This window comes from Actinoplanes sp. CA-131856 (assembly GCF_050956135.1).
Classification (GTDB): domain Bacteria; phylum Actinomycetota; class Actinomycetes; order Mycobacteriales; family Micromonosporaceae; genus Actinoplanes.
In genome coordinates, this window is sequence record NZ_CP191849.1 from 10,416,796 (window position 1) to 10,439,016 (window position 22,221).

At 68.7% G+C, this 22,221-nt stretch carries 20 protein-coding genes, 2 tRNA genes, 1 other RNA gene and 1 pseudogene; 8 read left to right on the forward strand and 16 right to left on the reverse strand.

Going from position 1 to position 22,221, the window contains the following annotated elements; all coding sequences use genetic code 11:
• Positions 1 to 5: 5 nt before the first annotated feature.
• From leuA to ACQP2X_RS48035, 6 genes are all read left to right on the forward strand, one after another.
• Positions 6 to 1,736: a 2-isopropylmalate synthase gene (gene leuA / locus ACQP2X_RS48010; protein WP_498692945.1), complete on the forward strand. Its 1,731-nt coding sequence runs from the start codon at positions 6 to 8 to the stop codon at positions 1,734 to 1,736.
• A 58-nt stretch (positions 1,737 to 1,794) separates the two neighbouring features.
• Positions 1,795 to 2,433 carry an HNH endonuclease family protein gene (locus tag ACQP2X_RS48015; protein ID WP_498692946.1) on the forward strand — a complete coding sequence of 213 codons (639 nt, stop codon included), beginning with the start codon at positions 1,795 to 1,797 and terminating at the stop codon, positions 2,431 to 2,433.
• Positions 2,433 to 2,681: a hypothetical protein gene (locus tag ACQP2X_RS48020; protein WP_498701299.1), complete on the forward strand. Its 249-nt coding sequence runs from the start codon at positions 2,433 to 2,435 to the stop codon at positions 2,679 to 2,681. Before ACQP2X_RS48015 ends, ACQP2X_RS48020 begins: the two co-directional genes overlap by 1 nt.
• A gap of 88 nt (positions 2,682 to 2,769) precedes the next feature.
• Positions 2,770 to 3,894: a calcium-binding protein gene (locus ACQP2X_RS48025; RefSeq protein ID WP_498692948.1), complete on the forward strand. Its 1,125-nt coding sequence runs from the start codon at positions 2,770 to 2,772 to the stop codon at positions 3,892 to 3,894.
• A 77-nt stretch (positions 3,895 to 3,971) separates the two neighbouring features.
• Positions 3,972 to 4,991: a calcium-binding protein gene (locus ACQP2X_RS48030; RefSeq protein WP_498692949.1), complete on the forward strand. Its 1,020-nt coding sequence runs from the start codon at positions 3,972 to 3,974 to the stop codon at positions 4,989 to 4,991.
• On the forward strand, positions 4,988 to 6,466 hold the full coding sequence (locus ACQP2X_RS48035) for a calcium-binding protein (RefSeq protein WP_498692951.1): 1,479 nt from the start codon (positions 4,988 to 4,990) through the stop codon (positions 6,464 to 6,466). The genes ACQP2X_RS48030 and ACQP2X_RS48035 overlap by 4 nt, the downstream gene beginning before the upstream one ends.
• A 57-nt stretch (positions 6,467 to 6,523) precedes the next feature.
• Here ACQP2X_RS48035 and ACQP2X_RS48040 read toward each other — a convergent pair whose 3' ends face one another.
• The 9 genes from ACQP2X_RS48040 to ffs form a co-directional block, all read right to left on the reverse strand.
• Complete coding sequence (locus ACQP2X_RS48040; protein ID WP_498692954.1) at positions 6,524 to 7,561, reverse strand: ABC transporter ATP-binding protein; 1,038 nt, start codon at positions 7,559 to 7,561, stop codon at positions 6,524 to 6,526.
• A 16-nt stretch (positions 7,562 to 7,577) separates the two neighbouring features.
• Positions 7,578 to 8,618: an ABC transporter ATP-binding protein gene (locus ACQP2X_RS48045; protein WP_498692956.1), complete on the reverse strand. Its 1,041-nt coding sequence runs from the start codon at positions 8,616 to 8,618 to the stop codon at positions 7,578 to 7,580.
• 11 nt (positions 8,619 to 8,629) lie between these two features.
• Positions 8,630 to 9,631, reverse strand: coding sequence for an ABC transporter permease (locus ACQP2X_RS48050; RefSeq protein WP_498692960.1), 1,002 nt, complete (start codon positions 9,629 to 9,631; stop codon positions 8,630 to 8,632).
• Between the two features lie 197 nt (positions 9,632 to 9,828).
• On the reverse strand, positions 9,829 to 11,598 hold the full coding sequence (locus ACQP2X_RS48055) for an ABC transporter substrate-binding protein (RefSeq protein ID WP_498692964.1): 1,770 nt from the start codon (positions 11,596 to 11,598) through the stop codon (positions 9,829 to 9,831).
• Between the two features lie 63 nt (positions 11,599 to 11,661).
• Positions 11,662 to 12,663 (reverse strand): ABC transporter permease, encoded by a 1,002-nt coding sequence (locus tag ACQP2X_RS48060; RefSeq protein WP_498692966.1) that lies wholly within the window; start codon positions 12,661 to 12,663, stop codon positions 11,662 to 11,664.
• Between the two features lie 408 nt (positions 12,664 to 13,071).
• The gene (gene recR, locus ACQP2X_RS48065; RefSeq protein WP_498655913.1) at positions 13,072 to 13,665 is read right to left on the reverse strand and encodes a recombination mediator RecR; all 594 of its coding nucleotides are present in this window, start codon (positions 13,663 to 13,665) and stop codon (positions 13,072 to 13,074) included.
• Between the two features lie 4 nt (positions 13,666 to 13,669).
• Positions 13,670 to 13,969, reverse strand: coding sequence for a YbaB/EbfC family nucleoid-associated protein (locus ACQP2X_RS48070; protein ID WP_239168885.1), 300 nt, complete (start codon positions 13,967 to 13,969; stop codon positions 13,670 to 13,672).
• A 155-nt stretch (positions 13,970 to 14,124) separates the two neighbouring features.
• Positions 14,125 to 17,817 carry a DNA polymerase III subunit gamma and tau gene (locus ACQP2X_RS48075; RefSeq protein WP_498692967.1) on the reverse strand — a complete coding sequence of 1,231 codons (3,693 nt, stop codon included), beginning with the start codon at positions 17,815 to 17,817 and terminating at the stop codon, positions 14,125 to 14,127.
• 97 nt (positions 17,818 to 17,914) lie between these two features.
• Positions 17,915 to 18,009, reverse strand: an RNA gene (ffs, locus tag ACQP2X_RS48080) — signal recognition particle sRNA small type.
• Between the two features lie 81 nt (positions 18,010 to 18,090).
• Here ffs and ACQP2X_RS48085 point away from each other — a divergent pair.
• A tRNA-Ser gene (locus tag ACQP2X_RS48085) sits at positions 18,091 to 18,178 on the forward strand.
• A 50-nt stretch (positions 18,179 to 18,228) separates the two neighbouring features.
• Here ACQP2X_RS48085 and ACQP2X_RS48090 read toward each other — a convergent pair.
• The 3 genes from ACQP2X_RS48090 to ACQP2X_RS48100 all read right to left on the reverse strand — a co-directional run bounded on the left by ACQP2X_RS48090 (position 18,229) and on the right by ACQP2X_RS48100 (position 19,418).
• A complete protein-coding gene (locus ACQP2X_RS48090; RefSeq protein WP_498692969.1) occupies positions 18,229 to 18,570 on the reverse strand; it encodes an STAS domain-containing protein in 342 nt (113 codons plus the stop codon).
• Positions 18,571 to 18,758: 188 nt separating this feature from the next.
• Entirely contained in the window at positions 18,759 to 18,968 is a 210-nt protein-coding gene (locus ACQP2X_RS48095; RefSeq protein WP_097317499.1) for a hypothetical protein, read from the reverse strand.
• A 360-nt stretch (positions 18,969 to 19,328) separates the two neighbouring features.
• Positions 19,329 to 19,418: transfer RNA gene (locus ACQP2X_RS48100), tRNA-Ser, on the reverse strand.
• Positions 19,419 to 19,533: 115 nt separating this feature from the next.
• On the opposite strand from ACQP2X_RS48100, the gene deoD reads away from it, so the two are divergent.
• Positions 19,534 to 20,250, forward strand: a complete 717-nt coding sequence (deoD, locus tag ACQP2X_RS48105; protein ID WP_364664509.1) for a purine-nucleoside phosphorylase — start codon at positions 19,534 to 19,536, stop codon at positions 20,248 to 20,250.
• A 258-nt stretch (positions 20,251 to 20,508) separates the two neighbouring features.
• Here the strand turns inward: deoD and ACQP2X_RS48110 are convergent.
• The 4 genes and pseudogenes from ACQP2X_RS48110 to ACQP2X_RS48125 form a co-directional block, all read right to left on the reverse strand.
• Positions 20,509 to 20,919, reverse strand: a pseudogene (locus tag ACQP2X_RS48110) (nucleoside deaminase); the annotation flags it as partial.
• 32 nt (positions 20,920 to 20,951) lie between these two features.
• Positions 20,952 to 21,470 (reverse strand): tRNA adenosine deaminase-associated protein, encoded by a 519-nt coding sequence (locus ACQP2X_RS48115; protein ID WP_498692971.1) that lies wholly within the window; start codon positions 21,468 to 21,470, stop codon positions 20,952 to 20,954.
• 102 nt (positions 21,471 to 21,572) lie between these two features.
• A complete protein-coding gene (locus ACQP2X_RS48120; RefSeq protein WP_364664503.1) occupies positions 21,573 to 21,740 on the reverse strand; it encodes a hypothetical protein in 168 nt (55 codons plus the stop codon).
• A gap of 108 nt (positions 21,741 to 21,848) precedes the next feature.
• Positions 21,849 to 22,199 (reverse strand): hypothetical protein, encoded by a 351-nt coding sequence (locus tag ACQP2X_RS48125; RefSeq protein ID WP_498701301.1) that lies wholly within the window; start codon positions 22,197 to 22,199, stop codon positions 21,849 to 21,851.
• Positions 22,200 to 22,221 lie beyond the last annotated feature (22 nt).

Sequence of the window (22,221 nt, forward strand, 5' to 3'; positions counted from 1 at the left end):
TCCACATGTCCGAGTCCAGTCCCTTCGCGTCGCAGCGTGCCAGCACGATGCCGTTCGAGCGCTACGTGCCGTACCAGAAGCAATTCGCCGTTGATCTGACCGACCGGCAATGGCCGGCCAAGCACGTCGAGGCCGCTCCGCGCTGGTGCGCGGTCGACCTGCGCGACGGCAACCAGGCCCTGATCGACCCGATGTCCCCCGAGCGCAAGCGGCGCATGTTCATGCTGCTGGTCCAGATGGGCTACAAGGAGATCGAGGTCGGCTTCCCGGCCGCCAGCCAGACCGACTACGACTTCGTCCGCCAGCTCATCGAGCAGGACCTGATCCCCGACGACGTCACCATCCAGGTGCTGGTGCAGTGCCGTGAGCACCTGATCGACCGCACCTTCGAGTCGATCCGCGGCGCCAAGCGCGCGATCGTGCACTTCTACAACTCGACCTCTACGCTCCAGCGCCGCGTCGTCTTCGGCCTGGACAAGGACGGCATCACCGACATCGCCACCACCGGCGCGCGGCTCTGCCAGAAGTACGCCGAGATCCACACCCCGGACACCGAGATCTTCTACGAGTACTCGCCGGAGTCCTACACGGGCACCGAGCTGGAGTACGCGCTGGAGATCTGCTCGGCCGTGATCGACGTGATCGACCCCACGCCGGCCCGCCCGCTGATCATCAACCTGCCCGCCACCGTCGAGATGGCCACCCCGAACGTCTACGCCGACTCGATCGAGTGGATGCACCGCAACCTGCCCCGCCGCGAGTCGGTGGTGCTGTCGCTGCACCCGCACAACGACCGCGGCACCGCGGTCGCCGCGGCCGAGCTGGGCCTGCTGGCCGGGGCCGACCGCATCGAGGGCTGCCTGTTCGGCAACGGCGAGCGCACCGGCAACGTCGACCTGGTCACGCTGGGCCTCAACCTGTTCTCGCAGGGCATCGACCCGATGATCAATTTCTCGGACATCGACGAGGTCAAGCGCGCCGTCGAATATTGCAACCAGCTGCCCGTGCACGAGCGTCACCCGTACGTGGGCGATCTGGTCTACACGGCCTTCTCGGGCTCGCACCAGGATGCGATCAAGAAGGGCTTCGCGGCGCTGCAGGCCGACGCCGACCAGGCCGGTGTCGAGATCGACAAGTTCACCTGGGGCGTGCCCTACCTGCCGATCGACCCCAAGGACGTGGGCCGCAGCTACGAGGCCGTCATCCGGGTCAACTCGCAGTCCGGCAAGGGCGGCGTGGCGTACATCATGAAGGAAGAGCACAAGCTCGACATGCCGCGGCGGCTGCAGATCGAGTTCTCCGGCGTCGTGCAGCACCACACCGACGAAGAGGGCGGCGAGGTCAGCGCGCAGGAGATGTGGGACATCTTCGCCGCCGAATATCTGGTCGAGCACCAGCTCGGCTCCGCCTTCAAGGTCGTCGACTTCCGCACCTCGACAGTGGACGGCAAGGTCGAGGTCGACGTCGAGGTCTTCCACCGCGGCCAGCGGCGACCGCTGGTCGGCGTCGGCAACGGGCCGATCGACGCCTTCGTGCAGGCGATCGAGCCGCTGGGCGTCAAGGCCCGGGTCCTCGACTATCAGGAGCACGCGCTGACCTCCGGCGGCGACGCCCAGGCCGCGGCGTACGTCGAGGTCGAGGTCGGTGACCGCACGGTGTGGGGCGTCGGCATCGACGAGAACATCGTGAGCGCCTCGATCAAGGCCGTGAACAGCGCCGTCAACCGCGCCCGCTGATCACTTCCGGGGTGCCGCGGCCGTGTGCCGTGGCGCCCCGGCTTCTACTGTGGGACATGTGTCGACTCGCATTCCACTCATTCTGGCCACCGCCCTTCTCGCCCTGACCGCCTGCGAGCCCGTCTCCGTCTCCCCCGGCTCCGATTCCGGGCCGACGTCGAAGCCCGGTTCCAGCAAGACCGCCTCGGCCCAGCTCGACAAGCTGACCGTGGCCAAGGCGGGCTCGATGGCCGGCTACAGCCGCGAGAAGTTCCCGCACTGGCGTGACACCGGCTCGAACTGCGACGTGCGCGACTCGGTGCTCAAGCGGGACGGCAAGAACGTCAAGTTCTCCGGATGCAACGTCGTCGCCGGCACGTGGACCAGCTTCTACGACGGTCAGGTCCTCAACTCGCCGACCAAGGTCGACATCGACCACATGGTGCCGCTGGCCAACGCCTGGCGGTCGGGCGCCTCGAAGTGGACGACCGCCCAGCGCGGCGACTTCGCCAACGACCTGGACGACCCGCAGCTGATCGCGGTGTCGGCCAGCTCGAACCGGTCCAAGGGCGACCAGGACCCGTCGACCTGGAAACCGTCCGAAACCAGCAGTTGGTGCGAATATGCGCAAGACTGGATCGCCGTGAAGACCAAGTGGAAACTCACGGTCACCGACAAGGAGAAGTCCGCGCTCGACGACATGTTGAGGAAGTGCTGATGCCCGAGCTCACTACCGATATCGTCGCCGGCCCCGGTGGGGTGATGACCGACGAGGTCGGCGTCGTGACCGGCGACCTGACCCTGCACACCGAGCTGACCGGCGCCGATGCGGTGGTCCGGGTCCAGTACAAGGACGCCGATGAGTGGTACACGGTGACCGGGGCCAAGGCCACGCTCAAGGACCCGGCCGACGCCGAAGCGATCCACATCGTCGTATCGGGCATCCTAAATCGTCCGGAAGGCTGATCTTCACGGCCGGTACGGGGCAGCAGAACGGGTCCGTACCGTCCTATGCTCTCGGAGCCTCGCAACGCGGATGCTCCAAGGAGACCCCATGAAGATCGGCAAGAAGCCCGCGCGCGCCGCGGTCGTCACGGTCGGCGCCATCGGCGTCGCGGCCGTCGGCTGGCTGGCCATCCCGGCCGACGCGGCGACCGCCGCCGGCGTCGTCAAGGTCGTCAACGGCAGCCGCGTGCAGTACGTCGCCGCCGCCGGCCGCACCAACCAGGTGATCGTCACCCGCTCCGGCAACACCATCACGGTCGACGACACCACCACCGCCATCAAGGCCGGCGCCGGCTGTGGCGCGGTCAAGGGCGACAAGACGAAGATCCGCTGCACCCTCAAGGTCAAGCCGACCTGGATCATCGCGAGCCTGCTCGACGGGAACGACAGTTTCCTGAACAAGACCGATCTCAGCTCGACGGTCGCGGGGGGCGCCGGGAACGACAAGATCTACGGTGGCCCGAAGGCCGACAGCCTTCAGGGCAACGACGGCGTCGACGCCATCTGGGGCCAGGACGGCAACGACACGATCGTCGGCGGCAACGGCAACGACGCCCTCTCGGGCGGCAACGGCGACGACATCCTCGACGGTGCGGCCGGCGCCGACCGCCTCTACGGCTCGAACGGCGACGACGTCCTGGGCGGCCAGGCCGGCGGCGACGTCGAGGACGGTGGCAACGGCGACGACATCTTCCTGCAGCTCCTGCAGTACGCGCCGGGCACCGACGCCGACGTCCTCATCGGTGGGGCCGGCGAGGACGCGGTCGACTACAGCATCGACTACCGCACCAAGGGCATCCGGGCCGACGCCGACGGCGTCAAGGGTGACGACGGCGCGGCCGGCGAGAAGGACACCATCAGCGGCACGATCGAGGCCATCCTCGGCGGCGCCGGCAACGACGTGCTGGTCGGCACGGCCCGCACCGACTTCCTGCTCGGTGGTCCCGGCAACGACGTGATCGGCGCCGGCGCCGGTAACGACTACCTGGCCGGCGAGTCGGGTGTCGACACCCTGAACGGCGCCGCGGGCACCGACTTCTGCTCGCAGGACTACGACGGCGACAAGTTCATCAGCTGCGAGCAGATCTCCAGCGACCTGTCCGCCAAGGGCAACAAGAACCGGCCGTCCCTCGACGTGGACGCGATCCGCGCCAAGGAAGACGTGCTCGGCTGACGCTGAGTTTTCTCACTGAGGAGGGCGGTCCCACACGGGGCCGCCCTCCTTTCCCCTCTTCGCATCCAGAGGTGCACATGCGTCGCTTCCCCCGGCCGGCCCGCATCCTTGTCCCCGCGGCGGCCGTCCTCTCCGTCGGCGCCATCGCGGTGCCGGCCCAGGCCGCCACCTACATCGGCACCGTCTCCGTCGAGCGGTCCAGCATCGTGGCCTACGTGGCCGAGCTCGGCACGGCCCGCCACAACGTCAGCATCACTCGCTCCGGCCGCACGGTGACGGTCGACGACTCCGTGCCGGTCAAGGCCGGCAAGGGCTGCGCCGCGGTCAGCGGTGACCGTACGAAGGCCCGCTGCACCCTCAAGGTCAATCCGACCTGGCTCCGCGTGGTCCTGGGCGGCTACAACGACATCCTGGTCAACCGGACCGACCTGTCGATGACCGCGAACGGCGGGGCCGGCAACGACCGGATCACCGGCGGGCCCAAGCGCGACATCATCGACGGCAACGCCGGGTCGGACGCGATCTGGGGCCTGGGCGGCAACGACGACATCAGCGACCCGGACGGCGCCAACGCCCTGTCCGGCGGTGACGGCAACGACGTGCTCATCGGTGGCTGGGGCAACGACCGGCTGTACGGCGGCAACGGCAACGACGAGCTCAACGGCTTCCTCGGCAACGACATCGAGGACGGCGGCGCCGGCAACGACCACTTCTCCCAGAACGACAACCCGGACCGGGCCGACGCCGACGCCTTCGTGGGTGGTGCCGGCTTCGACACGGTCTCGTACGTCTTCCGCAGCAAGCCGGTGACGGCGGACGCCGACGCGGTGCGCGGCGACGACGGCGTGCCGGGCGAGCGCGACACGATCGGCACCTCGGTCGAGGCCATCATGGGCGGCTCCGGCAACGACCGGCTGATCGGCACGGCGCGCGCCGACTACCTCTACGGCGAGGCCGGCAACGACGTCATCAACGGCTACGCCGGCAACGACCTCCTGATCGGCGGCACGGGCCGCGACTCGGTCAACGGCGGCGTCGGCACCGACCAGTGCGAGCGCGGCAGCGGCGACACCGTCCTGTACTGCGAGGCGTCGTGAAGCTGACGAAGCGGGTCGCGGCCACCGTCCTCGGCGGCGCCGCTGTGGCGGCGACGGTGGTGGTCGCCCTCCCGGCCGACGCGGCCGCCAAGGGCACCGTGTACGTCGTGGACAAGTCGGTCGTGGCCATGGTCGACAACTCGGGCCGGGCCCACAACGTGTCGATCACCCGCTCGGGCCGCACGATCACCGTGGACGACGTCGTGGGGATCACGGCCGGCGCCGGCTGCGCCAAGGTCGACGGCACGAAGGTCCGCTGCGCCCTCAAGGTCAACCCGTCCCGGATCCGGGTCCAGTTCGGCCCCAAGAACGACACACTGGTCAACCGGACCGATATCGCCATCACCGCTCGGGGTGGTGCGGGCGCCGACCGGCTCACCGGCGGCTCGCGGGCCGACCTGCTGGAAGGGGGCGCCGGCAACGACGCGATCTGGGGCCTGGGCGGTCACGACACCATTGAGGGCAGAGCCGGTAACGACGCCCTCTCGGGTGGCGACGGCGACGATGTCGTCCGTGGCGACGAGGGAAACGACACCCTGTACGGCGGCAACGGCCGTGATGTCCTGGACGACGGTCACGGGACCGACCGGGTGTACGGCGGCACGGGCGGTGACATGCTCTACGCCGACCTGGGCAACGACATCTACGACGCCGGCGCCGGTGACGACCACATCCGCCAGGAGGACGAGTCGGGAGCACCGGACGCGGACTCCTACACCGGGGGTCCCGGGCTCGACTTCCTGAGCTACGAGATGCTCAGCAAGCCGATCGTCGCCGACGCCGACGGCGTACGCGGTGACGACGGCCGGGCCGGCGAGCGTGACTCGATCAGCGCGTCGGTCGAGGGCATCAGCGGCGGGTCCGGCAACGACCGGCTGATCGGCACGCCCCGGCGGGACTGGCTCAGTGGCGGCCAGGGCAACGATGTGGTCGCGGGTGGCGCGGGCGACGACGTCCTCGGCGGCGGTGCGGGACGTGACTACGTCAGCGGCGCCGCCGGCAACGACATGCTCTACGGCGACGATCAGATCGACATGTACCCGGTGTCCCCGGACACCTTGCTCGGCGGCCCGGGCCGCGACACCGTGAACTACGGCGGCTACACGCGGCCGCTCACCATCGACCTGGACGGCTCCGCCGGCGACGACGGGCAGGCCGGGGAGCGCGACACTGTCGGCGCCGATGTGGAAGATGTCCACGGGGGCTACGGCAACGACCGGATCACCGGCAACGCGGCCGCCAACAACCTGGACGGCGACGGCGGCAACAACGTCATCCGCGGCAGCGGCGGCAACGACAACCTCACCGCCGGCGACGGTCTGAACTACTTCTACGGCGACGCCGGCAACGACCGGATCAATACGAACGACTACGACAAGGACGACCACGTCAACGCGGGCGACGGAGTGGGCGACCACTGCATCGCGGATCTCGGCGACGCGATCGGCAACTGCGAGAAGGTCGACCGCTACTAGCGGCAACGGGAAAGGGCCGCTCCCTCGCCGGGGGCGGCCCTTTGCCGTACGTCTGAATCAGGCGTTGGAAGCCGCCGGACGGCGACCCGCGACGGCCTCGTCGTCGACCACCGGGAAGTGGCAGGCGGTGAGGTGGCTGGCCGGGTCGTCGAGCCGCGTGACCAGCGGCGGCTCCTCGGTGGCGCAGATGTCCTGCGCCTTCCAGCAGCGCGTGCGGAAGCGGCAACCCGACGGCGGGTTGATCGGGCTCGGCACGTCGCCGGTGAGCAGCACGCGGTCGCGCTGGGCGCGGTCACGGCGGACCGGGTCGGGCACCGGAACGGCCGACATCAGGGCCACGGTGTACGGGTGACGCGGGTTCTTGTAGAGGTCGTCCCGCTCCGCCACCTCGACGACCTTGCCGAGGTACATCACGGCGACGCGGTCCGAGATGTGGCGCACCACGGACAGGTCGTGCGCGATGAAGACGTACGTCAGGTCGAACTCGCGCTGAAGGTCGTCCAGCAGGTTGACCACCTGGGCCTGGATCGACACGTCGAGGGCCGAGACCGGCTCGTCCGCGATGATCAGCTTGGGCCGCAGGGCGAGCGCCCGGGCGATGCCGATGCGCTGGCGCTGACCGCCGGAGAACTCGTGCGGATAGCGGTTGTAGTGCTCCGGGTTGAGGCCGACCAGCTCCAGCAGCTCCTGCACGGCCTTCTTGAGGCCCTGCGGGGTGGGGATGTTCTGGATCTGCAGCGGCGCCGAGACGATCGAACCGACCGTGTGCCGCGGGTTCAGCGACGAGTACGGGTCCTGGAAGATCATCTGTACGTCGCGGCGCAGCGGCCGCAGCTGGGTCACCGACTTGTGGCTGATGTCCTCACCCTCGAAGGTGATCGTGCCACCGGTCGGTTCCAGGATGCGGGTGAAGAGCCGGCCGGTGGTCGACTTGCCGCAGCCGGACTCGCCGACCAGGCCCAGCGTCTCGCCCGAGCGGACCTCGAGATCGATGCCGTCGACCGCTCGCACGGCGCCGACCTGGCGCTTGAACAGGCCCTTTGTGATCGGGAAGTGCTTCTCCAGCCCCTTCACCTCGAGCAGGTTCTCGCTCATCTAAATCACTCCATGCTCAGAGATTGGGTAGCACTTCCTGCTGGAAGATCTTGGTGCGCTCTTCCGCCGGCAGGTGACAGGCGACCTTGTGGATGTCGCCGCGAAGCTCCGGCACCTCGGTGAAGGACCGGTTGCCGTTGCGTCCCGCGTACGGGCAGCGCGGGTTGAAGGCGCAGCCGTCCGGCAGGTTGATCAGGCTGGGGGGCGTGCCCTTGACCGGGTTGAGCCGGTCGCGGACCTCGCGGTCGAGGCGCGGCATGGAGCCGAGAAGACCCCAGGTGTACGGGTGCTGGGGCTGCTGGAAGACGTCGACCGCCGGCCCCTTCTCGATCACCTTGCCGCCGTACATGACCAGCACCTCGTCGGCGAGCTCGGCCACCACGCCGAGGTCGTGGGTGATCATGATGACCGCGGAGCCGAACTCCTCCTGCAGGTCACGGATCAGGTCGAGGATCTGCGCCTGAACTGTCACGTCGAGCGCGGTGGTCGGCTCGTCGGCGATCAGCAGGGCCGGGTCGTTGACCAGCGCCATCGCGATCATGGCGCGCTGCCGCATGCCGCCCGAGAACTGGTGCGCGTAGTCGTTGAAGCGCCGCTCCGGCTGCGGGATGCCGACCCGGGCCAGCATGTCGATGGCCCGCTCGCGGGCGACCTTCTTGTTCACGCCGGGGTGGTGCACCCGGTAGGCCTCGACGATCTGCGAGCCGACCGTGAAGTACGGGTGCATCGCGCTCAGCGGGTCCTGGAAGATCATCGACATCTTGCCGCCGCGGAGCTTGCGGACCTCCTCGTCGGTGGCGGTGACGAGTTCCTTGTCGTCGAGCCAGATCTCGCCGGACACCTTCGCGTTGCTCCGGGTGCGGTGCAGACCGAGCACGGCCAGCGAGGTCACGCTCTTGCCGGAGCCGGACTCACCCACGATGCCGAGGGTCTGTCCCTTCTCCAAGCTGAACGTCGAACCGGTGACGGCCTGCACGATGCCGTCGTCGGTCTCGAACCGGACGTTGAGATCTTTGATCTCGAGGAACGGGCGGGCGTTGGTGGCGCCGATGGACACGTGACTCTCCCTCAGGCCAGCCGGACGCGCGGGTCGATCCAGCCGTAGACCAGGTCCACGATCAGGTTCGCGAAGACGATGAAGAACGCGGCGATCAACGTTACACCGAGGATGATCGGCAGGTCGTTCTGGTTGATGGCCTGCAGAGCCTGGTAACCGAGGCCGCGGAGGTTGAAGACCGTCTCGGTCAGGACGGCGCCGCCGAGCAGCGCGCCGAGGTCGAGGCCGAAGACGGTGACGATCGGGGTCAGACCCGACCGGAGGGCGTGCTTGCCGATGACGACACGCTCGGTCAAACCCTTGGCCCGGGCCGTACGCACGTAGTCCTCACCCAGGGTCTCCAACATGTTGGCCCTGGTGAGTCGCGCATACGTCGCCGCGAACAGGAAGGCGAGCGTGATCCACGGCAGGATCAGGTTGACGAACCAGTCGCCGGGATTCTCCGTGAACGGCACGTATTGGCCCTGTGGGAGCCAGCCCAGCCAGTAGACGAAGATCGCCGAAGACAGCAGACCGGTGAAGTAGACCGGTAGCGAAACACCCGCTAACGCGGTGGTCATAGCGGCCCGATCGACGAACGAACCTCTTCGGAGTGCTGAGATCACGCCGAAGGAGATGCCGATGGCGAGCCAGAGGACCGCGGCGCCGAGAGCCAGCGACAGGGTGACCGGGATGTCCTCCAGCAGCAGCGGAGTGACTTCCTGGTCGGTCGCGAACGAGTAGCCGAGGCACGGCGCCGGGCAGTGGGTGACGTCGGGGCCGTTGGCGTAGTCCCGGCCGGCCACGATGCCCTTGAGGAACTTGCCGTATTGCACGTAGATGGGGTCGTCGAACCCCATCTTCTGCCGAATGCCCTCGATCGCCGCCGGGTCCGACTGCTTACCGATATAGAGCAGCGCCGGGTCACTACCGGTGGCCTTCGGAATCGCGAAGAAGATGCCGAAGGTGACCGCGGTCACCACGAGCAGCGTGATGATCGCGTTGATCACGCGACGAACGATGTATGCCAGCACGACATTCGGCCGAGGAGTGGGTGGGCACCGAAGTCCTCGCGGACTCTGATACCCACCCACCGGGGGCGGCCTTCACCAACCCTTCGAATTACCCGTTGTTACTGGGGTGGAGCAGTGAGGATTATTCAGGACGGTGGAGATCTGACCACTGACCTGCGGCGACCTGCAACTCAAGGTATGTCCTGAATAACCCTCAGTCACTTGCCGTCGCTGGTGCCGAGGGCCTGGAAGTCGAGCATGCCGAAGGCCTCGTGAACATAGGCGTTGGTCAGCCGCGGGTTGCGGTAGTTGAGCGCCTTGTCGACCACGAAGGGCAGCACGTACGCGCCCTCCATGACTTTCTGGTTGATCTGGCTGTAGATCGCGGCGGCCTTGTCCGGGTCTGTCTCGGCAGCGGCGTCGTCGAACAGCTTGTCGATCGCCGGGTCCTTGATCTCGGAACGGTTGAAGTTACCGTTCTTCGTGATGAACCGGCTGTCGGCCAGCGGCTGCATGTAACCGGCGCCGGTCGGGTAGTCAGCACCCCAACCGGTGATGATGATGCCGTAGCCGCGCTTCTTCACGATCTCCGGCGAACCGCCGATCGAGGAGTCCTGCGCACCGTCGTACTGATCGATCTTGGCGGTGATGCCGGCTTCCTTGAGCGCGGCCTGCAGCGCCTCGGCGGTCTTGACCTCGGCGGCCCGGTTGTTACGGGCGGCGATCGTCACGTTGAAGCCGTTCGGCTGACCACAGGCGGCGAGGGCCTCCTTGGCCTTGTCGAGCTGCGGCTTGCCCTGCTTGCGGTTGTACGGGTCGTAGTTCGCGTCCGAGCCGGCGATGTTCGGCGGCAGGATGCTGGTGCCGATGTCGCCACCGGCGAACTCGCCACCGCGAGCGGTCTGGATCGACGTCGGGTCGGCCGCGTAGATGACGGCCTTGCGGCAGTCGGGGTTGTTCAGCGGGGCGACCGGCGTGAAGTCGGCGAAGCGGAGGAAGCCGGTGTTCGGGGCGTCCGCGTTCTTCTTCAGGTTGGCGTCGGTCAGCAGCTTGGTACGGGCCGCCGCCTGGACACCGGTCTGGCCGACGTCGAGGTCAGCCGTGCCCGAGAGCAGGCGGCTGTCGAGGTCATCGGCGTTCGTGGTGATCGTCAGGTTGATCGCGTCCGGCAGAGCCTTGCGGATCGGGTCGGTCGCCTGGTCCCAGTTGGGGTTACGGACCCAGGAGATGCTCTTGCCCGGCTTGATCTCCTTGAACATGTACGGACCGGAGGCGGCCGGCTTCGAGCCGTACTGCGCACCGGTGTCCCGCTTCTGCGGCACCGGGCCCGAGCCCGGCATGGCCAGCAGGTAGAGGAAGTCCGAGTACGGCTTCTCGAGCTTGAACTCGATCGTCTGGTCGTCCGGCGTGGTGACCGACTTCAGACCCAGCTTGTTGGGGTCGGTGTCCTTGTACGGGCCGGGGTACTTCTGGCCCTGGTCGAGGATGTTCGGCAGGTAGTACGGGCCACCGGAGATCACGTCGGTCGCCCAGACGCGCTCGATGCCGTACTTCACGTCCTTCGACGTGATCGGGGTGCCGTCGTCCCACTTCAGGCCGCTGCGCAGCTTGAAGGTGTACTTCAGCTTGTCGGCGCTGATCGTCGGCTCGGACTCGGCCAGGTCGGGCTGGAGCTTCAGGCCGTCCTTGCCCGGCTTGGCGGAGTAGTCCACCAGCTTGCGGGTGTAGAGACGGTTGAGGTTCCAGACGAATGCGTAGTAGCCACGCGCCGGGTCCCAGCTGTCGGCGTCCTGCGACGACCACAGGTTCAGCGTGCCGCCCTTTTTGTCGCCGGCGTTGACCACGCTGGTGGTCGCAGCGTTGAACTCCGACTTGCCGTCCGTGCTGCTGCTGCTATTGCTGTCCGAGCCGCCACCGCACGCGGCGGTGGTCAGCCCGAGCGCGAGGGCGACGCCTGACGCCGCCAGCGCCCTTGTCTTGCGTGCCACCTGATCTCCTACCTTCTCGAATGCGAACCCGGCCGGTCCGCGGTGGTACTTCGTCCGGAAGACTCAGCGAGCCTTCGGGTCGAGTGCGTCGCGCAGGCCGTCACCGAACAGGTTGAAGGCGAGCACGGTGATGAAGATGACGGAACCCGGAACGATCATGAACATCGGGTCGATCGAGTACCACCGGACCGCGGCCGACAGCATGCCGCCCCAGGACGGGTTGGGCGGCGGGATACCGACGCCGAGGAAGCTCAACGCGGCCTCGGTCAGGATGTTGGTCGGGATGATCAGCGTCGTGTAGACGAGGATCGGCGCGGCCAGGTTGGGCAGAAGCTCGCGGAAGAGGATGCGGCCCGAGCGGGCGCCCAGGCTGCGGGACGCCTCGACGAACTCGCGCTCACGCAGGGACAGCGTCTGGCCCCGGACGATGCGGCCGATGTACGGCCAGCCGAAGAAGCCGATGACGCCGATCAGCACCACCACCCGCGACCATCGCGGCCCGAGCCCGGCGAACTCGTCCGGGAGCACGGAGAGAAGGGCGATCGCGAAGAGCAGCTGGGGGAAGGCCAGCAGGAAGTCCATGATGCGGCTGATCACCGAGTCGACCCAGCCACCGAGGAAGCCCGCGGCCAGGCCGAAGATGGTGCCGATGATGGTGGAGACGAAGGCCGACAGGAACGCCACCGTGAGGGTGGTCTGCGCGCCGTAGATGATGCGGCTGAAGATGTCCCGGCCACTCTCCGGCTCGACACCGAGCAGGTAGTCCCAGCTGATGCCGCCGAGCGCGCCCTTCGGTGTTCCCAGCGTCGGATCGATCAAGTCGTTGTGGTACTCATCGGTCGGATGACCGATCCACTTGATCAGGAGCGGGGCCAGGATCGCCACGACGATCAGGAAGATGACGACGCACGCGCCGGCGATCGCCACCTTGTCCTTCTTCAGGCGACGCCAGGCGATCTGCTTCAGCGATCGTCCGGCGATCGCCTTCTCGCCAGGGCGGTCGGCCGCGTCGGCGGTAGGCGGGGTCGTTTCGTCGGTGACCGACGCCTCTGGGCCAAGCGACATCTAAGCGCCGGTCCTTCCCCGGCGGCCGGACGTGCATGAGTCCACGGCCACCCGGCACAGGGTCCGGCGAGGACCCGTGAGACCGGAGGACGATGGCCCACGCAGCGAACGGCAACCGATCGGTTATCGCATGCCTCGAGTGCCTACCCTCGTCGCCCGGGTCAGATCAGACTCCGGCCACGAAGGCACTCGACGGCGGGTGTGCCGCCATCGGATAGGAACACTCACCTAATGCGGTGCTTCAGGTCAAGTTCACTGACCGCACACGAATAGTTCCGTGTCCCCGTCGTGATGTGACCGTGACCTGCGGCGCCGACCAATCGGAAACTACCGTGTAGAAGGGCAACAAGGAGCGATTCCGGACCAAAATGCTATCGGCCCGTGATCATACGATCACGTTATGTGTGGTCATACGGCTCTACGGCCCTCAAAAGCGCGACCGAGAGTGATCTCGTCCGCATACTCCAGGTCACCACCAACCGGCAAACCGCTTGCCAATCGTGTGACAGTAATCCCCATCGGCTTGACCATCAGTGCCAGATAGGTGGCGGTGGCCTCACCCTCGGTGTTCGGGTCTGTGGCGAGGATCAACTCCTTCACCTCGCCCGTACCCAGCCTCATCAGCAGCTCGCGGATGCGCAGGTTGTCCGGCCCGATGCCCTCGAGCGGGTTGATGGCCCCGCCGAGCACGTGGTAGCGACCCCGGAACTCGCCGGTCCGCTCGATGGCCACGACGTCCTTGGGTTCCTCGACGACGCAGAGGACCTCGTTGGTGCGGCGAGGGTCCCGGCAGACCCGGCACTGCTCGGACTCGGCCACGTTGAAACAGGTCGTGCAGAAGCGCACCAGCTCTTTCACCTTGCGCAGGGCGGTGGAGAGCCGGTTGACGTCGGCCGGGTCGGCGGAGAGGACGTGGAAGGCGATCCGCTGGGCGCTTTTCGGGCCGACGCCCGGCAGGCGCCCCAGCTCGTCGATCAGGTCCTGGATGGCACCCTCGTACACGCGATCAGAACCCGGGCAGGCTCAGGCCACCGGTGGCCGGGCCCATCTTTTCCTCGGTGAGCTCCCGCTGCGCCTCGGCGGCGTTGTGGATGGCGGCGAGGATCAGGTCCTCCAGCGTCTCCACGTCCTCCGGGTCCACGGCCTTGGGGTCGATCTTCACCGACTTGAACTCGCCCAGCCCCGTGATGACGACGGAGACCAGCCCACCGCCGGCCGTGCCGGTCAGCTCGGCCGCGGCCAGCTCGGCCTGCGCCTGAGCGACCTGCTGCTGCATCTTCTGCGCCTGCTTCATGATCTGCTGCATGTTCGGCTGTCCACCGGGGCGCATCGCACCGCTCCTCAAAGTCCCGTCGCACTACCTGTCAAAACCCGACACCCGTCAATAACCGACAGGACCGCCGGGTAACCGCCGCCCAGCGTAGCCGCCCCGTACCGCCGGCCCCACGCGCCACAGCGGTGTCAGCTCTCGCCGATCTTCTCGGCCCCCAGCGCCTCCTTGAGGAGACGGAAGGCCATCTGCTCACCACTCTCCCGAGCGGTCTTCTCGTCGAGCACCTCGTCGAGCGGCTCGTCACCAGGATCGAAACCCTCGAAGCTGGGCGCGCCCCCACCACCGCCCTTGGGCGGCCCGTCGAACTCCGGGTCGTAGGGAGCCTCCTCGGTGGGCGACCCATCAGACCAGGCCTGCTTGGCCGGCGCCGTACGAGCGGCTCCGCCCCGAGCCCCACCGGCCGCCGCCCGCCCGGCCCCCGCCGCAGCGGCCCGAGCCGCCGCAAGTCCGGCCCCCGCGCCCGAGCTCCGGGCCACGGTGGCAGCCCCCGGCCCACCCGCACCGGACCCACCACCCACCGGCACATCGGCCGGGGCCGCACTGGATCCCCCAGCCCGAGCGGCCGCCGCGGCCGCCCGAGCCGCACTGATCCCCCCGCCCCCAGCCTCACCGGAAGCGGCCGACCCCGCCACAGCACCTTGCGCCGCACTGATCGCCGCACCACCAGCCTCACCAGAAGCGGCCGACCCCGCCACAGCGCCTTGAGCCGCACTGATGGCCGCTCCGTCCGAAACGGCCGAAGCCGCACTCGGCCCGGCGGCCCCCACGGCGCTGGGCCCTTCGCCGGTCGAGCTGGAAGCGGCTGTGTCCGCTGCTCGGCGGCTGCCGCTGTCGTCATCGCCCCAGCCGTTGGCGTCGTCTACGCCGCTCCCCAGCGACCGGACGGCCGGCTGCCCCACCTCGGGAGCCGGCGCTGATGGCGCCACCGATGACTCGGCCGAGCCCACCGCCGCAACGCCAGGCCAATCACTTGAACTGTCGGCCGCGACAGAAGAGCCAGACGCCGGGCTCGCCCCCGCCACAGAGGAACCGGATGTCGGGCTCGCCGCAACGACCGAAGGGCCGGCAGACGGGCTCAGACCCGCCTCCGAAACCCCGGCAGCAGGGCTCGCACCCGCCGAAGAAAGCCCAGTAGCCGGGCTCGCACCTGCCCCCGAAAGGCTTGGCGGCGGGCTCGCCGTCACGGCGGACGGACCGGGGACAGCACTCATCTCAGTGGCGAGGCCAGCGTGTTCCGGCGGAGTGTTCGCCGCTTGCAGGCCGATCGGGCTGACCTCGGGCCAGTCGTTGTCGTCCGCCACCTCCGTGGACGGCGGCGGGGGCGCTAAGCCGCCCGGTTTGACCGGCTCTGGCCAATCGTCGTCGGACGGGGCGGGAGCGGCCGCGGCCTGACGCCTGTTCTGCGGCTCGCGAGCGGCCGCCGCCGGCTGAGCCGCCGGCGCGGACCGCTGAGCGGCGACAGCCGGACGCTGTGCCTGTCCACCACCGTCGTTGCGAGCCGGCGGCCGTCCGCCGCGCGGCGGAGCGACCTGGGTCGCGCCGCCCTCGCCGGCGATCTCGCAGCGCACTTCCCAGCGGCTGCCGAAGACCTCGTACAGCGCGTTGGCGATCAGCGGCGCCCCCTGGGCGATCCGCTGCTGAAGCGACCCGGCGGCAACCGTGAGAAGGACGCTCTGCCCGTCCACCGACCGAACCGTGGCATTGATCGCCGCCGCCCGGAGCACCTTGCCGCCCGGCTGCTTCTTCACCTCTTCGAGAATGTCGTGCCACGCCTGCCGAATCTCCTCGGCCGTCGGCTGCCCCGGCCCGGCCGCCACAGCCTCGACCGCCGCGGCCCCCGGCTCTTCGGGCGCGTCCGGCAACACTCCCGCCGGTTCACTCCGGCGCTCAGGAGCGGGCGGCAGCTCGACCGCGGGTTCACCCCGCTGCTCGGAGGCCGGCTCCACCCGCTGCGGACGAGCGACGTCGCCTACCTGCGGACGAGCGGCGTCGCCTGGCTGCGGACGAGCGGTGTCGCCTGGCTGCGGCCGGGCCGGCGCCGGAGCGGCCGGGGCCGAGGCCGGCTCAGGCATATCGGACTCGTCGTCCCACGGCGGCTCGTCGTCGTAGTGCTCCGCCTTCGCGCCGGACCCGCCGCCTGCCACCTCGTTCCAGTCGGGCTCGGCAGCCGAAGAGCCGCCCGGCGCCTGCCCCGGGGAAGCCGGGACGGACCCGGCCGAAACAGGCGCGGAAGGAGCCGCCGCCGACACACCAGCGGCAGGAGTAACGACCTCAGAGCCTGAGGCGGCACCCGAGCCCGTCGATGTCAGGCCGGCAGGCGGCACAGGGACCGCCGCCGGAGCGGCAGCGGCCGCAGAAACCGGAGCCGCAGAAACCGGGGCTGCCGGAGTCGGGGCCCCAGAAGAAGGAGCGGCAGCAGCCGGAGCCGCAGAAGGAGGAGCCGCTGCGGGCGCGGCCGGCCGGCCGGGCGAGGTCGAACGCCGAGCGGCGGCCTTCGCGGCGGCGCGGGCCGCCGACAACCCGCCGCCGACTCCTCCACCGGCCCCGGCGGTGGGGGCGAGGCTCGGGGCCACACCCGCGTCCGGCTCCGCGGCGGCCGCCGGGGCGCCCGCGATGGCCGCTATGGGGGCGTCCTCCGGACGTACAGCCGAAAAACCGCCCTGCGAAACCCGCTGCTCCATGCGCTCCAGACGCTGGAGCAGCGCGCCCGTCGAGTCGTCGGCGCCGGGCAGCAGCATGCGGGCCGTGATCAGCTCGAGGAGGAGCCGGGGCGCCGTCGTGCCCCGCATCTCGACCAGGCCGTTGTGCACGATGTCGGCACAGCGGGACAACGTCGCCTGACCGAGCCGGGCCGCCTGGGCGCTCATCGACTCGAGCTGGTCGGACGGGCCGTCGATCAGCCCCTTGGACACCGCGTCGGGCACCTGTTGCAGGATGATCAGGTCGCGGAAGCGCTCGAGCAGGTCGGACGCGAACCGGCGCGGGTCGTGGCCGGCCTCGGCCACCCGGTCGATCGTCGCGTACGCCGCCGCGCCGTCGCCGGCCGCGATCGCGTCGCACATCTCGTCGAGCAGCGTGACGTCGGTGACGCCGAGCAGCGAGACCGCCCGCGAGTAGGACACTCCGTCGGGGCCCGCGCCGGCGATCAGCTGGTCGAGCACCGACAGGGTGTCGCGCGCGCTGCCGCCGCCGGCCCTCACCACGAGCGGGAAGACCGCCGGCTCGACAGTGATGCCCTCGGCGTCGGTGAGCTGCTGGAGGTACGGCCTCAGCGTCGCCGGCGGGATGAGCCGGAACGGGTAGTGGTGGGTGCGGGAGCGGATCGTGCCGAGCACCTTTTCCGGCTCGGTGGTCGCGAAGATGAACTTCACGTACTCCGGCGGCTCCTCGACGAGCTTGAGCAGCGCGTTGAAGCCGGCCGACGAGACCATGTGGGCCTCGTCGATCACGTAGATCTTGTAGCGGCTGTTGGCCGGGGCGAAGAACGCCTTTTCCCTCAGCTCACGGGCGTCGTCGACACCACCGTGGCTGGCCGCGTCGATCTCGATGACGTCGATCGACCCGGCGCCGTCGTTGGCCAGCGAACGGCACGACGCGCAGACCCCGCACGGCTCGGGCGTGGGCCCCTGCTCACAGTTGAGCGAGCGGGCCAGGATGCGCGCGCTGGACGTCTTGCCACAGCCACGCGGCCCGGAGAACAGGTAGGCGTGATGCAACCGCCCGCTGCGCAGCGCCTGCGACAACGGCTCGGTGACATGCTCCTGCCCGATGACCTCGGCGAACGTACGCGGCCGGTACTTGCGGTATAGCGCGAGTGCCACTCCAGCCCCTCCTCAACGACCGCGCCATTGTCCGTCGGGGGTATGACAAGAACCAACTCTGTACCGCTGGGGTGGCCGGGGTCGCGCCCCGAGAACGTAAAGGGCCTCCCGTGCACCCGTCAGAGCCCGCTTATCCTTGCTGCCTTCCGGCCCTGGGGAGGTTCACGAGATGCACGCCGCACGAGAGGCTGGCCCCTAGCTTACCCAACCCCGCCGGGCGATGCGCCGGGGACCCGTGCGACGCCCGCGTGGGGCATCTGTATTCTGGCCCACGGAGGATTCGCCTAGTGGCCTAGGGCGCACGCTTGGAAAGCGTGTTGGGGGAAACCCCTCACGAGTTCGAATCTCGTATCCTCCGCCAGCAGACGCCGAAGGGGCTGGACTCATCGAGTCCAGCCCCTTCGGCGTCTCTCAGAGCTGCGCGGCCGCGATGGCGTCGTCGACCTCGGGAAAGATGGCGAAGTAGCGGCTGAGGCCGACGGTCTCGAGCAGCTGGACGAGGAACGGGTTGGCGCCGGCGAAGCTCAGCCACCCGCCGCGGGCGGAGATGACCTGCTTGCTGGTGATGAAGGCACTCAGGCCGACCGAGTCGCAGAACTTCAGGTCGGAGAGGTCGACGACAATCTTCGGTACGGGACGCTCCAGCAGATCCGCGAGGATCCCGTGGAGCTGGCCGGCGGTATCCGCGTCGAGCTCGCCCTTGATGTGGAGAACGGCGACGTCCGGGCGGTGATCGGTGACTGTGGCCTGCATGGGGATCGCTTTCTGGCGGTGATGGGCAACCCAGGCTAGAAGCGATCAACTAATTGTCGTCGGACAAGCAGTGCGTGCGTACGAAAGCAATCGAGCCGGACCCCGAAAAAGGGGCCCGGCTCGATTTCAAAAGATCGGCTGGCCGTGTGATGTCAAGCGGGTGCGGCGCAGCCTCGGCTCCTGGCGCCTTACAGCTTGCGCCACTGCCAGCGTGGGCCACGCCACGCGTCGGCCAGGATCATGGCCGAAGCCCGACCCGGGCACTGCTGCACCTTCGACTTGCCGTCCGGGCCGCCCATCTGAGCTTCGACTTCCCAGAACTCGCCGTCGGTGCGCACGTAGACGTCTCGGCGGGCGAGCCGGACGTCACCATTCCACCAGTGATGCTCAACTCTCACGAGTCAAATCTAGGACAGTTCACAGGTATCGGCGCTGGGCAATCTTGTGAAACTTTCTCACCAGGTGGTTAAAAGCGCATTGTCTGATCCGGTAGTTTTCGGCTTAGTGACTTGCGCAACAGGCACCGTATTTGCGCCGTTCCCCCGTCATCACGGTCTGTCATCGCCACTGGTCGTGGCGAAGACCCTCCAGGGCCGAAACGGCGTCGTTACGTGCACGATACCTGATCTTGGAAAAGCCTCTCCCGGGGGCCCTCACTCGCCGTACATGAAACTGATTCATCAGCACGCAGCGTGACCAACGCCGGGAGCCCGGGGACGCAAAAAACCCGGCGGCTCCACAGGGAGCCGCCGGGTCAGTGGCGGTGGTGAAGGGATTTGAACCCTTGGAGGGCTTGCACCCTCACACGCTTTCGAGGCGTGCTCCTTAGGCCGCTCGGACACACCACCGGGAAGTACGTTACCCGACGCCGATCGAGGCCCGAAATCGGGTTCCCCTTTGCCGGGCAGACCCGGCCCGACCTGGCAGTATCCGAGGTATGAACGAGCGAGAAGAGACGCGCCGATGAGCGTGCACATCGGCGGGCAGCCGGGCGACATCGCCGAGCGGGTCCTGCTCCCCGGCGACCCGATGCGAGCGAAGTGGATCGCCGAGACGTTCCTGCAGGACGCCAAGTGCTACACCCAGGTCCGCGGCATGCTCGGTTTCACCGGCACCTATCAGGGCGTCCGCGTGTCCGTGCAGGGCTCCGGCATGGGCATGCCGTCGGCGTCGATCTACACACACGAGCTGATCAACGAGTACGGCGTGAAGTCCGTCATCCGCATCGGCTCCTGCGGCGCGCTGGCGCCGGACCTCCAGCTGGGCGACGTGATCGCGGCCATCGGCTCGGCGACCGACTCCAACATGAACAGGTCCCGCTTCGACGGCCTCATCGACTACGCGCCGGTGGCCGATTTCGGCCTGCTGCGCACAGCGGTCGAGGTCGCCGAGCGTCAGGGGACCCCGATCCGCGTCGGCCCGATCCTGGCCGCCGACGCGTTCTACACCGACCGTCCGGACCTCTACGACGCGCTCGCCGACTACGGGGTGCTCGCCGTCGAGATGGAATCGGCCGCGATCTACACCATCGCCGCCCGCTACGGGGCGAAGGCCCTGACCATCCTGACCGTCAGCGATCACATCAAGACCGGCGCGAAGATGGACTCGGCCCAGCGCGAGCAGGGCTTCGGCGACATGGTGAAAATCGGTCTCGAGACCGCGATCACCGGCGCCGCCTGATCTGGTTGCCGCGGCATCGGCGATGCCGCGGCTCCCAGCTGTACGTCGGTGAGCACCACCCAAGCGCAGACCCGAGCCGGCGCGAGGAGCCTCCGCGGCATCTTCGAGCGCCCGTGCCGCGTTCAACGCCGAGCGCGGCCTTCGACGCCCTCGCCGCCCTCAACGCCCAGCGCGGTCCTCGCGGCCTTCAACACCCGCGCCGCCCTCAACGCCGGCGCGGCCCTCAACACCCGCGCGGCCCTCAACGCCGGCGCGGCCGAAGAAGCCTCGCAGCAGGGCGGAGCACTCGTTTTCGAGCACCCCCGCGTACACCTCGGGCCGGTGGTTGAGGCGGCGGTCGCGCACCACGTCCCAGAGCGAGCCGACCGCACCCGTCTTCGGCTCCCAGGCCCCGAACACCAGCGTGGACACCCGAGCCAGGACGAGCGCTCCGGCGCACATGGTGCACGGCTCCAACGTCACCACGAGCGTGCAGCCGCTGAGCCGCCAACTGCCCGTCCGCTCGGCCGCCCGGCGCAGGGCCAGGATCTCGGCGTGCGCGGTCGGGTCACCACTGGCTTCGCGCTCGTTGACGCCGACGGCCAGTTCCGTGCCGTCGGCGTCGTAGACCACCGCGCCCACCGGAATGTCGTCGCCGGCGGCGGAGGCCACCTCGAGCGCGCGCCGCATCCACGACACGTGCCGGGGCGAGATGGCCAGGCTCACGCCTCGCGCAGCTCTTCCATCTCGTCGCCGCAGCCGATCCGCTGGCAGATCTCGGCGGTCACGTCGGAGGGCAGCATGCCCTCTTTGCCGCAGAGCGCGAGCAGCCGGTGCGAGCTGACGCCGAGGTCGTTGAGCAGGTCGGCGTCACCGACCGGGTCGGCGTCGGGATCGGCGGCCGGCTTGTCGTCCTCGTCGTCGTCATCACCGGCGGCGAGATCGTCGATCTCCAGGGCCGGCGGCGTCTCGATCTCGCCGAGGAGCACCGAGCCGATCCGCGACTCGTCCACGAACGCCGAGTCGGAGCCGAAGACCCGCAGGTCCTCACCCTCGTCGAGGCGCAGGACGGCAAGGTACTGGTCGTCGCTCTCGACGAACAGCAACGTCAGGTCGGCGTCCGGCTCCACGTCCCGCAGCGCGTCGACGACCTCGTCGATGTCGGCCAGACCGGTCAGGTCCAGCTCGGACGCCGTCCACCCGTTCTTGCCCCGAGCGACGGCGGCAGCGAATGTCGACAAGTTTCCCCCCACGCGACTTATGTCTTCAGCGAGTGACGGTAGCGGGAAGAACGGCAGGTGCGGCGCGCCACGCCTTGACGGCGGGCGAAGTCGGGTCAAACGTCAGTTCACCAGGCGACGACGCATGGCGATGAGCTCCCTCAGGCGCGCCCGGCGGAGCCTTTGCGGCTGGGTGCTCTCCCGGGCCGATTTCGCGCTCGCGAGGGCGGCCAGCAACTCGAGACGACGGCGGCGCCGATCGGGGTCGAGCCGGGGCGGTGAGGGGGCCATGAAGCCGAGATTCGCCGACCACAAACCGTTCGTCAAGGCCAAGTGCGCACCGCAACCACGAAGGCACATTTGGTCGCCGACAAGCCGGTCAAGATCGGGCAAAAGCGGTCACCACAGGGGCCAGTCCTGGGTGGTGATCCACCGCCCGCCAACGAAGGCCACGGCAATCGACAGCCCCAGCCCGGAGGCAAGGGCCACTCCGACGGCGACACCCCGGTCACCCAGGTACGTCAACACGAAGGCGACGGCCCAGGCACTGACCGCGGCCGCGATGGTCCACCAGGCATAACTGGCGAGATCGCGGCCGAGTGTGCCGAAGAGCACCATCCACAGCGCGGCCGCCCCGATGCCGGCCAACAGCGGCCCGGCATTGACGGGATGAGGCTCGCGATAGGTAGGCCGGGACGGCCCCGGAAAGAGCCCGGACCCGCGAACGTGCGCCTGCGGATGCGCCGCCAGCGAACCAGGCGCCTGCGGATGT